Below are 14,229 nucleotides of genomic sequence, written 5' to 3' on the forward strand. Positions count from 1 at the left end.
AGGGCTTGTCGCGGCGGCAAGGGACAATGGCTGCCTATGTTCAGTTTCTTCAAGAAGGCGCCCGCGCCTGCGCCCATCGACGAGGCGCCGACCCTGTTGCCCGAGGGATGGGTCACCAAGCCGGCCAGCCCGGCGCCGGTGCCGCCGCCGGTTGCGGTGCCCGCACCCGTTGTCGCCCCGGCCGCGCCGCTGCCTGCCCGGCCCACCGCCCCGCCACCACCGGCCTCGGAGCCGGAGCCGGAGCCGGAGCCGGTCGCCGCCCCGCGCCAGGGCTGGCTGGACCGCCTGCGCGCCGGCCTGCGCAAGACCGGCAGCAGCATTGCCGGCGTCTTCACCGGCACCAAGATCGACGACCAGCTCTACGAGGAGCTGGAAGAGGCCTTGCTGATGGCCGATGCCGGCGTCAAGGCCACGCAGTTCCTGCTCGACGACCTGAAGCGCCGCGTCAAGGACGCCAGGGCCAGCGACCCGCAGGCCGTGCGCGCGCTGCTGATCGATGCGCTGGCCGAACTGCTCGCACCGCTGGAGAAGGGCCTGGAAGTGGGCCGCCACAAGCCCACCGTCATGATGGTCGTGGGCGTCAACGGCGCCGGCAAGACCACCAGCATCGGCAAGCTGACCCGCCACCTGGCCGAGGCCGACCAGAAGGTGTTGCTGGCCGCCGCTGACACCTTCCGCGCGGCCGCGCGTGAGCAGTTGGGCGTCTGGGCAGACCGCGCCAAGGTGGAGATCATCAGCCAGGAGGGTGGCGACCCAGCGGCCGTTTCGTTCGACGCCGTCAACGCCGGCCGCGCGCGCGGTGCCGATGTCGTCATCGCCGATACCGCCGGCCGCCTGCCGACACAGAACCACCTGATGGAGGAGCTGAAGAAGATCAAGCGCGTCATCACCAAGGCCCAGGAAGGCGCGCCGCACGAGGTGCTGCTGGTGGTGGACGGCAACACCGGCCAGAACGCGCTCAACCAGGTCAAGGCCTTCGACGAGACGCTGGGCCTGACGGGGTTGATCGTCACCAAGCTCGACGGCACGGCCAAGGGCGGCGTGCTGGCGGCCATCGCGCGTGAGCGGCCGGTGCCGGTCTACTTCATCGGCGTGGGCGAGAAGCTGGAAGACCTGGAGACCTTCAGCGCGCGGGAGTTCGCGCGGGCGCTGCTCGAATAGTCAGTGCGCGTGCGGCGTGTCGGCGTAGTAGCCGGCGCCGCGCAGCCTGGGAAACAGCCGGTCGCGCAATGGGCCGGCCTCCTCGCTCTGCCATTCGCGGTCCCACTGGGTGACCGTCAGCTCGGTAGCCGCCAGCACGCGCAGCAGTCGCTCGCGCTTGCGCAGGTGGCGGGCCTGCTCGTCGGCAATGGGCATGAGCACGACCGAGCGCACCACGCCGTGCTCGTCGCACAGCGCGAAGTCCACCGTCAGCAGCCCCGTGCGGGACAGCCACTCGCGGTAGGAATGGGCCGGCACGCGCACCAGCTTGTGCAGCGGCACATGCGCGAGCAGGAAGCCCTTGGGGTGTTCCAGTACCAGCGCCTGGGCGATGCACTTGTGGGCATGGCGCTCCGCGCTCGCCAGCACGCGGGCGGCAGTGGGTGGCCAGCGGACGACGGTGTCGCCAAGGTCTGCATGACGCGCGTCGGCCGGCTTGGTGAAGCGGCTCAGCCAGGCGCCGACGGCACTGGGCAGGTGGAGGTTCAGCATGGCGCGCGACGGTAGCGGCGTTGGTGCCGCTTGACCATGCACAGCCCGCCTTCAAGCGTGGGGGTCAGGTGTTTCCACCAAGGTCCCCGCTGCGGGTCACATCCCCGGCAAGCTTTTCATGCCGCCCATGCGCTTCATCATCTTCATCAGGCCGCCGCCCTTCATCTTCTTCCTCATCTGCTGCATCTGATCGAACTGGTTCAGCAGGCGGTTGACTCCCCGCGCTTGCTGCTCGAATCGCTCAATGACTTCCTGCCAGATCTTTAGCTCCGGCTTCGAACGAAGATCCCATGCAATCAGTAGGTTAGAAGATCAAGCTCGAAAGACTTTGGAAGGGATGGCTCTGAGACCTTGCGATATATTGCGCGCAGCTAGCACTGGACCAGATTCGATCACTCATAGAATCGTGTCGTAGGACTGCGACAACTGAGATTCGCATCGGGCTGTAAGCGCGCCGAGACGAGCGGACGACACATTCATTGCCCGGCGCATCCAGCGGCGGGACGGGCGGCAATGCATCGGCAACCACCAGAACAGACACTCGCTAATGCGCCCTCGATGGGTGCAGCGACTTCACGCCGTCTTGTGTGGATCGTGACGCTGTCGTTTGTCCTCTTCGCAGGCTTGCTGTGTGCGGTGAATGCCTATTTCAACGCCTATGGGCTGCTGCCCTGGCAGGTCAGGGCCGTGCGGCCGGCGAAGTTTCCGTTTGACTTTGCGGCGCGTTCAATCCAGCAGATTCGAGGCGCATCGGCGGACACCTTTGTGTTGGGAAACTCAAGGTCTAGTGTGGGTTTTCGCGCGGAAGACCAGCATGTGGCTGGCGGCATGCTTAACGTAGCGGCACCAGGTTTCAACTTGGTCGAAACGGAACTGCTGTTCCGCGAAATGTTGTTGCGTCATGCGCCGAGCCGGCTGATCGTCGGTCTCGATCCGCAGATGTTCACCACGAAAAGCGTCCTGCCTCAACTGAGAACGCTGAACATCGGCGAGCCTGGCGGGCCGGCGCTGGACATGTGGCGTGCGTTGAAGCTGTCCATCAATGGCGTGATGGTTTGGGCCGAATTGGAGCATCGGCTGAATGCGATTCCGCTCGGTTCGGAGGCTGCGCCCGGTACGGGCCAGCGCAATGTCCGGCATGCGAGCTTGAGAGCAGAGAAGTCCCTTGTGCCGATACCGGCGCATGCGATGCAGCCGAGGGTGCAGGCCAATGTCGATGCGCTGAAACGCATGCTGAGTCTGTCGTGCGGGCGCGGCGTCTCCGTCGACCTGCTCGTCATGCCCTATCACGTGCGACTGCAGGAAGCATTCAACTACGCGTATGGCGCGCGCTTCTTCGAAAGCTTGCTTAGAACACTTCTGGACGTGCGTGACCAAGCAGCGGCCGACTGCCAGTCGCGCAGCAAGTTTCGTCTGTGGGCCGCTTTCACCTACGACGAACGAAGCATGGAGCCGATTCCTGCCGAGACGGATGTGAGCGGCACGATGAAGTGGCATGTCGAGACCTCGCACTTCAAGGCCGAACTCGGGCGATTGGCACTGCAACCCATCCTGGAGTCGATGGCGCCAGACAGCTTCGGCTGGCCACTGCAACTTGGCACCAACAACATTGACCGCTACTTGAGCCGACTGGCCCTGGACCGCGCTGCCTTCCTGGCGACGCGTCCGGAGCAGTTGTCGGTCGTCCGGAAACACTGACAGGGGCGTCGACGTGCTCTTCAACTCGTTTGACTTCCTGTTCGTCTTCCTTCCGATTGCCCTCATCTGCCACTACGGTGTGGGTCGCCATTCGAAGTCATGGGCAGCGGCGCTGCTCGCCCTGTGCTCGTTCGCCTTCTATGCGTTGTCGGATGCAAAGAGCTTGCCGCTGCTCGTCGCATCGATCATTTCGAACTTCGCGCTTGGCCACTGGATCGCTGCCGCCTCCGGCAGCATGCGCCGCTTTGCGCTGGTGGTGGCCATCATCGGGAATCTGCTGCTGCTGGGCTGGTTCAAGTATGTCGCGTTTGCGGCGAGCGCGCTGGCGTCGGTGGGTCTGTTCTCGGGCATCCCGCCGGCGCCCGAATTGCCTGTCGGCATCTCCTTCTTCACGTTCACCCAGATCGCTTTCCTGGTCGATACGTATCAAGGGAAGGTCAAGCACAGCAACCCGATCCACTATGCGCTGTTCGTGACCTATTTCCCCCATCTGGTCGCGGGGCCTATCCTGCATCACGCACAGATGATTCCGCAGTTCGAGAGCGACGACACCTACCGGGTGGACTGGCGCCGCATCGATCTCGGAGTCACGCTGTTTGTCATCGGCATGGCGAAGAAGCTGTTGCTTGCCGATGAACTGTCGGTCTTCGTCGGCCCGGTGTTCGACGTGCCCGTAGCCCCCAATCTGATTGACGCTTGGGCGGCGGCGCTGGCCTACACGTTCCAGCTCTACTTCGATTTCTCGGGCTACTCCGACATGGCTGTGGGGCTTGGGTTGATCTTTGGCGTTCGATTGCCATTCAACTTTGACTCGCCCTACCAATCCGTCAGCATCATTGATTTCTGGCGGCGCTGGCACATCACGCTCTCCACCTTCCTGCGCGATTACCTGTACGTGCCGCTAGGAGGCAACAAGAAGGGGGCGCTGACGCGTTATCGCAACTTGATGATCACGATGGTCCTCGGTGGTCTATGGCACGGTGCCGGCTGGACCTTCCTCGTCTGGGGCTGCCTGCATGGCTCGTACCTGCTGGTCAATCACGCCTGGCGGGCCGTGCAGTCTCGGTGGTGGCCCGCACAGGCCGGCGATGGCCCGCTCGCGCGCTGGGTGTTCTGGGCGCTGACCTTCCTGGCTGTGGTTGTTGGCTGGGTGTTTTTCCGCGCGGACTCCATCGACCGGGCGTGGATGGTGCTGGGCGGGATGGCGGGGCTCCATGGCGTCGTGTTGCCGATCGGCTTGTTGAGTGCTCTGCCGGTCGATCTGGCGCAGCGATATGGCGGAACACTGGCGCTGAGTTGGCCTGCACAGCCGGTGCTGGTTGCCGTGGCAGCCTGGGTCGCGCTGTTCCTGCCAAACGCTCAGGCTCTCGCGGGGCTTGTGGCTGACCGAGCGGATGGCGCGGGCGGCCGCGTGCGTCGGGCCGCGCTTGCGGCGTTTCAGCACGACACGTGGCGGCTGGTGATCGTCGTGGGACTTGCGCTCCCGTGCTGCCTGTTGATCAACCGGGTGCGCGAGTTTCTGTATTTTCAGTTCTGATCCAGCGCGTTTCCGCCGTTGGCATGCGGCCATGCCGGCGTCGCTAGCCCAACGCTGCGTGCCCGTCAGCCCATGCCCGGCAAGCCCTTCATGCCGCCCATGCGCTTCATCATCTTCATCAGGCCGCCGCCCTTCATCTTCTTCATCATCTGCTGCATCTGGTCAAACTGGTTCAGCAGGCGGTTGACGTCCTGGATCTGCACGCCGGCACCGGCGGCGATGCGGCGCTTGCGGCTGGCCTTGCTCTTGCCGTCCATCAGCAGTGAGGGCTGACGGCGCTCCTTGGCCGACATCGCCCGCAAGATGCCTTCCATGCGCTTCATGTCGCGCTCGGCGCGGTCCATGTCGGCCTGGCCGGGCTGCTTGTTGCCCATCATGTTCTGCGGCAGCTTGTCCATCAGGCCGCCCAGGCCGCCCATGTTCTTCATCTGCGCAATCTGCTGCAGGAAGTCGTTCAGGTCGAAGCCGCTGCCGCTCTTGAGCTTTTCGGCCATGGCCTGGGCCGATGCCATGTCGACGTTGGCCGTGACCTGCTCGACCAGGGCCACGATGTCGCCCATGCCCAGCACGCGGCCGGCGTGGCGGTCGGCGTCGAACACTTCCAGGCCGTCGATCTTTTCCGAAACGCCGGCGAACTTGATCGGCGCGCCGGTGATCTGCCGCACCGACAGCGCCGCGCCGCCGCGCGAGTCGCCGTCCAGCTTGGTCAGGATGACGCCCGTCAGCGGCAGCGCTTCCTTGAAGGCTCGTGCCGTGTTGACCGCGTCCTGGCCCTGCATCGCGTCGACGACAAACAGCGTCTCGACCGGGTTCAGGACGGCGTGCAAGTCCTTGATCTCGGCCATCAACACGTCGTCGATGGCCAGGCGGCCGGCCGTGTCGACCAGCAACACGTCGATGTAGTGGCGCCGGGCGTAGTCCAGCGCGGCCAGCGCGATGTCGCGCGGCTTCTGGTCGGGCGTGGACTCGAACCACTCGGCGCCGGCCTGGCGTGTGACGGTCTTGAGCTGCTCGATGGCGGCGGGGCGGTAGACGTCGGCGCTGACCGTCAGCACCTTCTTCTTGCGCTTCTCGATCAGGTGTTTGGCCAGCTTGGCCGTCGTCGTCGTCTTGCCGGCGCCCTGCAGGCCGGCCATCAGAATAACGGCGGGCGGCTGGGCGGCCAGGTTGATGTCGGCCACGCCCTCGCCCATGGTCGCGGCGAGTTCCTTGTGGACGACCGAGACCAGCACCTGGCCCGGGTTCAGGGAGCCGACGACCTCCTGGCCGAGTGCCTTCTCCTTCACGCGGGCGATGAAGTCGCGCACGACCGGCAGGGCCACGTCGGCCTCCAGCAAGGCCATGCGCACCTCGCGCAGCATGTCCTGCACGTTGGTCTCGGTGATGCGGGCCTGCCCGCGCATCGTCTTGACGAGGCGACTCAGGCGGTCGGTGAGGTTGGAAGCCATGGAATTGGAGGGGCGGTCCGGCAGAACGCGCGGAGCCCAAAAGTACACTGCGGCCATGAGTTTATCGCCCGCTCTCCCAGGAGACCCCGTCGTCGGGCCGGGCGTCGCGCTGGCCGTCGCCAGCGGCCTGGCGCTGCTGGGCTATGTCTGGGTCGGCCTGCTGCGCGCCCGTGCCGGTGAGGTGGACTCAGCGGCACGTCCGCCGCTGCGCTCGGTGCCGCCGATGGCGCTGGCCTGGACGGCGCAGTTCGTCGCCCTGTTCATCGACATCAGCGGCTTCGGCCTGGCCACGCCGGGCGCGCGCTTCGGTTTTGCGCCCGCGCTGTCGATGACGGCCTGGCTGGTGCTGACTGTCTATCTGATCGAAAGCCGCTTCCTGCCGCTGCACAGCGTTCGCCGCGTGCTGGCCTGGCTGGCGGCGGCCGCCGTGCTCTTGGCCTGGGGCTTTCCGGGCGAGAGCCGGCCGCAGGCGGCCTCGCCCTGGGCGCCGTTGCACTGGGTGTTGGGCCTGGCGTCCTACGGCCTGTTCGGCGTGGCGGTGCTGCATGCGGCCTTGATGAACCGCGCCGAGAACCGCCTGCGCCACAAGCAGGCCACGCCCGGGGGGTTGCCGCTGCTGCAACTGGAGCGGCTGACCTTCCAGTTCGTCGCTGCCGGCGTGGGCGTGCTGTCGCTGGCCATCCTGCTGGGCTGGTGGTTCACGCCGGCCTGGAAGTGGGACCACAAGAACCTGCTCGCCGTGCTGGGCTGGCTGGTGCTGACCGGCCTGCTGGTCGGCCGGCGCATCTACGGCTGGCGCGGTCGTCGTGCGACACGCTGGCTCTATGCCGGCGCGGCGCTGCTGCTGCTGTCCTACGCCGGTTCGCGCTTCGTGTTCGAAGTCATCCTGCAGCGCGGCCTGGGCGGGGGGGGGGGCGCATGAAGTACCTGCTGTGGCTGGCGGTGCTGGCGCTGATCATCTTCATCATCGGCGTCAAGCGCGGTCGGCCGCGCGAGCCCGAGGTGCGCAGCAAGCCACCCTCGCCCAAGGCAGCCGATGCGCCGCAGGCCATGCTGCGCTGTGCCGAGTGCGGCATGCACCTGCCGGCCGACGAGTCCCTGCCCGGCAAGGGCGGTGTGTTCTGCAGCGCGGGTCACCGCAACAGCTTCGAGGCCCGCGAGGGCCGGGGCTGAAGGGTGGTCCCGGGCAGCTGGTTCGTCGAAGCCCCGCCGGCCGAGCCGGCCGAGAGCAGCGTTGCCTTCGACCGCCTCTACCGCGCCTTCCTGGCCGCTCGCGCGGCGCTGGGCCTGGCGCTGATCGGCGCCCAACTGATCGCCTCGGTACTGTCGGCGCCGCCTGCACCCTCCACGCTGGCGCTCAGTGCCTCCTATGCCGCCGCCGCCGTCGCGCTGTGGCTGCTGCCGCAACTGCGCCGAGGCGCATCGGCGCGCAGCCTGGCGCGTATCAGCAGCCCGCATTGGTGGAGCGCCGTCGGCATGGACCTGATCCTGTTCGGCGTGCTGCACGCGCTGGACCCGAGCGGCGTCAACTACGGCGCCTTGTTCGTCATGCCGGTGCTGATGGCCGCCGTGCTGTGCCCGCGCCGGCTGGCGCTGGCGACGGCGGCGATGGCCACGCTGGGCCTGCTGGCGGCGGCGGCCTGGTCGCTGCTGAGCGGCGTGGATGTGGGGCTGAAGACGACTCAGGCTGGGCTGGTGGGCAGCGGCCTGTTCGCCGTCAGCCTGCTGGCCGGTGAGCTGAGCGCCCGCCTGGCCCGCGAGGAGAAGGCTGCGCGCGGCAGCCTGGCGCTCGCCCGCCAGCAAGAGTCGCTGAACCGCCTCGTCATCGACGAGATGCAGGAGGGTGTGCTGGTCGTCGACCGCCGCGGCCGCGTGCGGGCGATGAACCCGGCGGCGCGCGCGCTGCTGTGCGCCGCAGACGGTGAACTGAGCTGGCAGTTGCGCGGCCGGGCCGACTGGCAGGCTCTGGTGCAGGCGCTGGAGCGGGCCTATGCGGGCGGCGCGACCAGCGCGGGCACCGAGATCGACGTGGCCTTGCCGCTGGACGGCGGCGTCACGCGCAGCCTGCGCCTGCGGCTGCGCTTCACGCGCCAGCGCGAGGGCAGCGAGGAGCTGTGCGTGATGTTCGTCGAGGACAACCGCGCGCTGCTGGCCCGCACGCGGCAGGAAAAGCTGGCCGCGATGGGCCGCGTGTCGGTCGGCATCGCGCACGAGATCCGCAATCCGCTGGCGGCCATCGCCCAGGCCAATGCGCTGATCGCCGAGGACGTGGCCGGCATGCGCGCCGAGCAGCTGACGCGCATGGTCGCGTCGAACGTGCAGCGGCTGAAGCGGCTGGTCGACGATGTGACCGAGATCGCGCCCGGCATGCAGCCCGACACGCAGGCGCTGGACGTGAGCACCCTGGTGCACGAGACCTGCGTGGACTGGGTCGTGGTCAACGGCATCGAGGCCGGTGCGACAAGCCGCTTCCGCCTGCAGATCGCCGCAGCGGGCCTGACGGGGCTGTTCGATGCCGAGCATCTGCGCCGCGTGCTCGTCAACCTGCTGGACAACGCGCAGCGCCATGCCGATGACGGCGCGGGTGCGATCCGCGTGTCGCTGCAGCGCCAGGGCGATGCGCTGGATCTCGTCGTGCGCAGCGCCGGCGCGCCGGTGCCGGCGGATGTCGAGCGGCATCTCTTCGAGCCCTTCTTCTCGACGCGCAGCCGCGGCTCGGGCCTGGGCCTCTATATTTGCCGCGAGTTGTGCGAGCGTCATGGTGCCCGCATCGAGTTCCGGCGCGCTGCCGATGCGGCGGCCAACGAGTTCTGCGTGCGGCTGCGCACGCCCAAGCCCATCCCCGAGTCCGAGCCGACATGAACGCTGCCTCCCCTGCGCGCCTGCTGGTCGTCGACGACGAGCCGGACCTGCGCACGCTGTACGAGCTGACCCTGCTGCGCGAGGGCTATGAGATCGACAGCGCCGGCTCCGTCGCCGAGGCGCTGGCGCATTTGCAGGCGGAGCAGTACGGCGCCGTCATCACGGACATGAAGCTGCCCGACGGCTCCGGCCTGTCGCTGCTGCGCTGGCTGGATCAGGCGGGCCGGCCCGAGAAGGCCATCGTCATCACGGCCTTCGGCTCGGCCGAGAACGCGGTGGAGGCGCTTAAGGCCGGCGCCTTCGACTACCTGACCAAGCCGGTGGACCTGCGCCAGTTCCGCCTCGTCGTCGGCTCGGCGCTGGGCCGTCAGCCGGCAGCGCGCGCGCCGGACCCCGCGCCGGCCGCCGAGGCCGCGTCGACGGCGTCCGCTTCGGCGCTGCGGTTGGTGGGCGAGTCGCCGGCCATCCGCGCCGTGCGGGCCCTGGTCGACAAGGTGGGCCGCAGCATGGCGCCGGTGCTGGTGCAGGGCGAGTCGGGCACCGGCAAGGAGCTGGTGGCCCGCGCCATCCACGACCATGGCACCCGCGCCGGCCAGCGCTTCGTCGCCGTCAACTGCGGTGCCATTCCCGAGAACCTGCTGGAGGCCGAGTTCTTCGGCTACCGCAAGGGCGCGTTCACCGGCGCGAATGAGGACCGCGAAGGCTTCTTCCAGGCGGCCGACGGCGGCACGCTGTTCCTCGACGAGATCGGCGACCTGCCGCTGGCGATGCAGAGCAAGCTGCTGCGCGTCATCCAGGAGCGTTCGGTGCGGCCGGTGGGTGCCACGGCCGAGACGCCGATCAATGTGCGCATCGTCAGCGCGACGCACAAGGACCTGGCAGCCGAGGTGGCGGCGGGCCGCTTCCGCCAGGACTTGTTCTACCGGCTTAACGTCATCCAGATCCGCGTGCCGCCGCTGCGTGAGCGGCTGGAGGACCTGGGCCTGATCAGCAACCGCGTGCTGGCCCGCATCGCGCAGGATGCCGGCGTGTCGCCCACGCCGCGGCTGACGACCGGCGCGCTGCAGACGCTGGCGCGCTATGCCTTCCCGGGCAATGTGCGCGAGCTGGAGAACCTGCTGCACCGCGCGCTGGCGCTGGCCGGCGGCGAGTGGATAGACGCCGACGACCTGGGCCTGCCGGACACGCTGCTGGACGAGGGCCGCAGCGAGTCGCAGTTCGCGGCGCTGGACACGCCGCTGGCAGCCGCGCCGGTGGCCGAAGGGCTGTCGCTGCCCGAGCAACTGCCGAGCGACCTGGCGCGCTACCTCGACGAGGTCGAGCGCGCCATCCTGCTGCGGGCGCTGGAGGCGCACCGCTTCAACCGCACGGCGGCGGCGGCCAGCCTGGGGTTGTCGCTGCGGCAGATTCGCTACCGCATGGCGCGGCTGGCGATTTCCGCAGACGACAGCTGAGAAATCCCTGCTCGGTATTTGCCCTGCTTGAACTTCTCGGCCACCGAGCACGGCTGTGGCCGCGTCGCCGCAACGCCAGCATCGGCGCGGCTTTGCGGGCAGGTTCGGCCCGCCAGCCCAGTGCTGATGCGGGTCTCGCACGGACATCCCCGATCTGATCGGCCCACGGCGCGCGCAGAGCGTTTTTCCAGCGGAATCGCCGACAGGGTTTGACACTAGGGGTAGTGCTTGAGGGGGCGTCGGGCCATAGATATAGTGTCCCTTCGTGATATCCTGCTAACCCAGTCGACCCCATGACCCTCCCCTTGGAATCGCTGTTTGACGTGGCTTGCCGCCCGCAGCAGCGCAGCCGAGGACCCCGCCGGAATGCCGGTCGGGCAATGGACCGGCAGGGACGAAATACCCCCATTGAAGCAACGCACGATGCGTCGACCCTCCCCAGGGTTGTTGCCGCGCGTTTGCCCGTCATTTCTCGAATTTCTTGACAAGGATTCCTCATGCTGCATGAAGCCGCCACGGGCCAGGCCGCCCCCGCCGCCGCTCTCTCCCCGACCGCGTTTGGGTCCGACGCGCCGTCTCAAGCAGCGCCCACGCCGTCGAGCTATCAGGCCTACCAGATCATTCGCCGCAACGGCGCCGTGGTCTCGTTCGAGCCGAGCAAGATCGCCGTGGCGCTGATGAAGGCCTTCCTGGCCGTGCATGGCACGACCGGCGCGGCCTCGGCCAGCGTGCGCGAGACGGTCGAGCAGCTGACGCAGAACGTCGTGCGCGCGCTGCTGCGTTCGCGCCCCAGCGGCGGCACCTTCCACATTGAGGACGTGCAGGACCAGGTCGAGCTGGGCTTGATGCGCAGCAGCAACCACGAAGTCGCCCGTGCCTACGTCCTCTATCGCGAACGTCGCGCGCAGGAACGCGCCGCCCAGGGTGAAGCCTCGCGCGCCGCCGAGCCGGCGCTGATGGTGGTGGACCGCGGCGAGCGCCGGCCGCTGGACCTGGGACACTTGAAGTCGCTGATCACCTCGGCCTGCGAGAACCTCGGCGCCGACGTGAAGCCCGCCCCCGTGCTGGCCGAGACCATGCGCAACCTGTACGACGGCGTTGCCATCGACGAGGTCTACAAGGCCGCCATCCTGGCGTCGCGCACGCTGATCGAGAAGGACCCCGGCTACAGCCGCGCGACGGCCCGCCTGCTGCTGCACACGATCCGCCGGGAGATCCTCGGTGGTGAAGTGCTGCAGGGCGAGATGACCGCGCGCTATGCGGAGTACTTCCCCGGCTACATCAAGAAGGGCATCAAGGCCGAGCTGCTGGATGAGAAGCTGGGCCAGTACGACCTGGCCAAGCTGGGCGCTGCACTGAAGGCCGAGCGCGACCTGCAGTTCGACTACCTTGGCCTGCAGACGTTGTACGACCGCTACTTCCTGCACATCGCCGATGAGCGCATCGAGATGCCGCAGGCCTTCTTCATGCGGGTGGCCATGGGCCTGGCGCTGGGCGAGATCGATCGCGAAGCCCGCGCCATCGAGTTCTACGAAGTGCTGTCCAGCTTCGACTTCATGTCCAGCACGCCGACGCTGTTCAACGCCGGCACGCGTCGCTCGCAGCTGTCCAGCTGCTACCTGACGACCGTGGCCGACGACCTGGACGGCATCTACGAGGCGCTGAAAGAGAACGCGCTGCTGAGCAAGTTTGCCGGCGGCCTGGGTAACGACTGGACGCCGGTGCGCGCGCTCGGCTCGCACATCAAGGGCACCAACGGCAAGAGCCAGGGCGTCGTGCCCTTCCTGAAGGTCGTCAACGACACGGCCGTCGCCGTGAACCAGGGCGGCAAGCGCAAGGGCGCCGTCTGCGCCTATCTGGAAACCTGGCACTTGGACATCGAAGAGTTCCTGGACCTGCGCAAGAACACCGGCGACGACCGCCGCCGCACGCACGACATGAACACGGCGAATTGGATTCCCGACCTGTTCATGCGCCGCGTCATCGAAGGCGGCGACTGGACGCTGTTCAGCCCATCCACCTGCCCGGACCTGCACGACCTGTTCGGCAAGCCCTTCGAAGTGGCCTACACGGCGTATGAGGCCAAGGTCGACCGTGGCGAGATCAAGCTCTTCAAGCGCATGCCCGCCAAGGACCTGTGGCGCAAGATGCTGTCGATGCTGTTCGAGACGGGCCACCCCTGGATCACGTTCAAGGACGCCTGCAATGTGCGCAGCCCGCAGCAGCACGTCGGCGTCGTGCACTCTTCCAACCTGTGCACCGAGATCACGCTGAACACCAACGACAGCGAGATTGCCGTCTGCAACCTCGGCTCGGTCAACCTGGCCCAGCACATCAAGGACGGTCAGATCGACCAGGCCAAGCTGAAGAAGACGACGCGCACGGCGATGCGCATGCTCGACAACGTCATCGACATCAACTACTACGCCGTCAAGAAGGCCCGCGACTCCAACCTGCGCCACCGCCCGGTGGGGCTGGGCATCATGGGCTTCCAGGATGCGCTGTACCAGTTGCGCACGCCTTACGCATCGCAGGCCGCCGTCGAGTTCGCCGACCGTTCGATGGAAGCCGTCTGCTATCACGCCTACTGGGCCTCGACCGAGCTGGCTGAAGAGCGCGGCCGCTACTCTTCGTACAAGGGCTCGCTGTGGGACCGCGGCATCCTGCCGATCGACTCGCTCGACCTGCTGGCCGACGCCCGCGGCGGCTATGTCGACGTGGACCGTTCGACGACGCTGGACTGGGACGCGCTGCGCGGCCGCATCGCCACCTACGGCATGCGCAACAGCAACTGTGTGGCCATCGCGCCCACCGCGACCATCTCCAACATCATCGGCGTGGACGCGTCCATCGAGCCCTGCTTCGGCAACCTGTCGGTCAAGTCCAACCTGTCGGGCGAGTTCACCGTCATCAACGAATCGCTGGTGCGTGACCTGAAGGCGCTGGGCCTGTGGGACGACGTGATGGTCATGGACCTCAAGCACTTCGACGGCTCGCTGCGCCGCATCGACCGCGTGCCCGAAGAGATCAAGGCGCTGTACGCGACCGCCTTCGAAGTTGACACCAGCTGGTTGATCGAAGCCGGCGCACGCCGCCAGAAATGGATCGACCAAGCGCAGAGTCTGAACATCTACATGGCCGGCGCCTCGGGCAAGAAGCTCGACGAGACCTACAAACTCGCGTGGCAACGCGGCTTGAAGACGACCTACTACCTGCGCACCACCAGCGCGACGCAGGCCGAGAAGAGCACGGTCACGCGCTCGGGTCAGCTGAACTCGGTGTCCAACAGCACCGCAGCGATGGCCGCTGCACCGGTTGCGCCTGTCGCTGTCGTCGAGCCCGAACTGCCGGCGACGGACATGAAGTTCTGCTCGATCGACAATCCGGACTGCGAGGCTTGCCAGTAAATGAGGTAGGGGTGCGAACTTGTATAGACAAGTGCGCACCCTGTGTTTCGATGCCCTCGCGCAACAAACATTGCGCGATAGATGCAAATAGCTGTAGCCAGACCTTGTTGATTTAAGCAAGCGCTACCGAT

The 14,229-nt window shown here is 67.2% G+C and carries 10 protein-coding genes; 8 read left to right on the top strand and 2 right to left on the bottom strand.

All coding sequences use genetic code 11. The features are described from left to right. Positions 1 to 36 precede the first annotated feature (36 nt). Positions 37 to 1,161 (top strand): signal recognition particle-docking protein FtsY, encoded by a 1,125-nt coding sequence (gene ftsY, locus ACG00Y_RS04085; RefSeq protein ID WP_394476243.1) that lies wholly within the window; start codon positions 37 to 39, stop codon positions 1,159 to 1,161. Here ftsY and ACG00Y_RS04090 read toward each other — a convergent pair whose 3' ends face one another. Continuing rightward, positions 1,162 to 1,692, bottom strand: a complete 531-nt coding sequence (locus tag ACG00Y_RS04090) for a hypothetical protein (RefSeq protein ID WP_394476245.1) — start codon at positions 1,690 to 1,692, stop codon at positions 1,162 to 1,164. Positions 1,693 to 2,250: 558 nt separating this feature from the next. Between ACG00Y_RS04090 and ACG00Y_RS04095 the strand changes: the two genes are divergently transcribed. Together ACG00Y_RS04095 and ACG00Y_RS04100 are read left to right on the top strand one after the other, a co-directional pair. Beyond that, positions 2,251 to 3,390 carry a hypothetical protein gene (locus tag ACG00Y_RS04095; protein WP_394476246.1) on the top strand — a complete coding sequence of 380 codons (1,140 nt, stop codon included), beginning with the start codon at positions 2,251 to 2,253 and terminating at the stop codon, positions 3,388 to 3,390. 13 nt (positions 3,391 to 3,403) lie between these two features. After that, positions 3,404 to 4,927: an MBOAT family O-acyltransferase gene (locus tag ACG00Y_RS04100; protein ID WP_394476248.1), complete on the top strand. Its 1,524-nt coding sequence runs from the start codon at positions 3,404 to 3,406 to the stop codon at positions 4,925 to 4,927. 65 nt (positions 4,928 to 4,992) lie between these two features. Here ACG00Y_RS04100 and ffh read toward each other — a convergent pair whose 3' ends face one another. Continuing rightward, positions 4,993 to 6,375 (bottom strand): signal recognition particle protein, encoded by a 1,383-nt coding sequence (gene ffh, locus ACG00Y_RS04105; RefSeq protein ID WP_394476250.1) that lies wholly within the window; start codon positions 6,373 to 6,375, stop codon positions 4,993 to 4,995. A gap of 55 nt (positions 6,376 to 6,430) precedes the next feature. Between ffh and ACG00Y_RS04110 the strand changes: the two genes are divergently transcribed. The 5 genes from ACG00Y_RS04110 to ACG00Y_RS04130 all read left to right on the top strand — a co-directional run bounded on the left by ACG00Y_RS04110 (position 6,431) and on the right by ACG00Y_RS04130 (position 14,098). Then, positions 6,431 to 7,297: a cytochrome C assembly family protein gene (locus tag ACG00Y_RS04110; protein ID WP_394476251.1), complete on the top strand. Its 867-nt coding sequence runs from the start codon at positions 6,431 to 6,433 to the stop codon at positions 7,295 to 7,297. Continuing rightward, positions 7,294 to 7,548: a PP0621 family protein gene (locus tag ACG00Y_RS04115; protein WP_394476253.1), complete on the top strand. Its 255-nt coding sequence runs from the start codon at positions 7,294 to 7,296 to the stop codon at positions 7,546 to 7,548. The genes ACG00Y_RS04110 and ACG00Y_RS04115 overlap by 4 nt, the downstream gene beginning before the upstream one ends. A gap of 3 nt (positions 7,549 to 7,551) precedes the next feature. Then, complete coding sequence (locus ACG00Y_RS04120) at positions 7,552 to 9,237, top strand: sensor histidine kinase (RefSeq protein ID WP_394476254.1); 1,686 nt, start codon at positions 7,552 to 7,554, stop codon at positions 9,235 to 9,237. After that, entirely contained in the window at positions 9,234 to 10,691 is a 1,458-nt protein-coding gene (locus ACG00Y_RS04125) for a sigma-54-dependent transcriptional regulator (protein ID WP_394476256.1), read from the top strand. Before ACG00Y_RS04120 ends, ACG00Y_RS04125 begins: the two co-directional genes overlap by 4 nt. 497 nt (positions 10,692 to 11,188) lie before the next feature. Next, entirely contained in the window at positions 11,189 to 14,098 is a 2,910-nt protein-coding gene (locus tag ACG00Y_RS04130) for a ribonucleoside-diphosphate reductase subunit alpha (RefSeq protein WP_394476258.1), read from the top strand. The last annotated feature ends 131 nt before the right edge of the window (positions 14,099 to 14,229 follow it).

It is taken from the genome of Pelomonas parva (assembly GCF_043555835.1).
Taxonomy (GTDB): domain Bacteria; phylum Pseudomonadota; class Gammaproteobacteria; order Burkholderiales; family Burkholderiaceae_C; genus Pelomonas; species Pelomonas parva.

Coding starts and splice junctions, on each gene's coding strand:
- ACG00Y_RS04095 (WP_394476246.1), top strand. CDS start 2,251: ATGGGTGCAGCGACTTCACGCCGTCTTGTGTGGATCGTGACGCTGTCG.
- ACG00Y_RS04110 (WP_394476251.1), top strand. CDS start 6,431: ATGAGTTTATCGCCCGCTCTCCCAGGAGACCCCGTCGTCGGGCCGGGC.
- ftsY (WP_394476243.1), top strand. CDS start 37: ATGTTCAGTTTCTTCAAGAAGGCGCCCGCGCCTGCGCCCATCGACGAG.
- ffh (WP_394476250.1), bottom strand. CDS start 6,375: ATGGCTTCCAACCTCACCGACCGCCTGAGTCGCCTCGTCAAGACGATG.
- ACG00Y_RS04115 (WP_394476253.1), top strand. CDS start 7,294: ATGAAGTACCTGCTGTGGCTGGCGGTGCTGGCGCTGATCATCTTCATC.
- ACG00Y_RS04090 (WP_394476245.1), bottom strand. CDS start 1,692: ATGCTGAACCTCCACCTGCCCAGTGCCGTCGGCGCCTGGCTGAGCCGC.
- ACG00Y_RS04125 (WP_394476256.1), top strand. CDS start 9,234: ATGAACGCTGCCTCCCCTGCGCGCCTGCTGGTCGTCGACGACGAGCCG.
- ACG00Y_RS04130 (WP_394476258.1), top strand. CDS start 11,189: ATGCTGCATGAAGCCGCCACGGGCCAGGCCGCCCCCGCCGCCGCTCTC.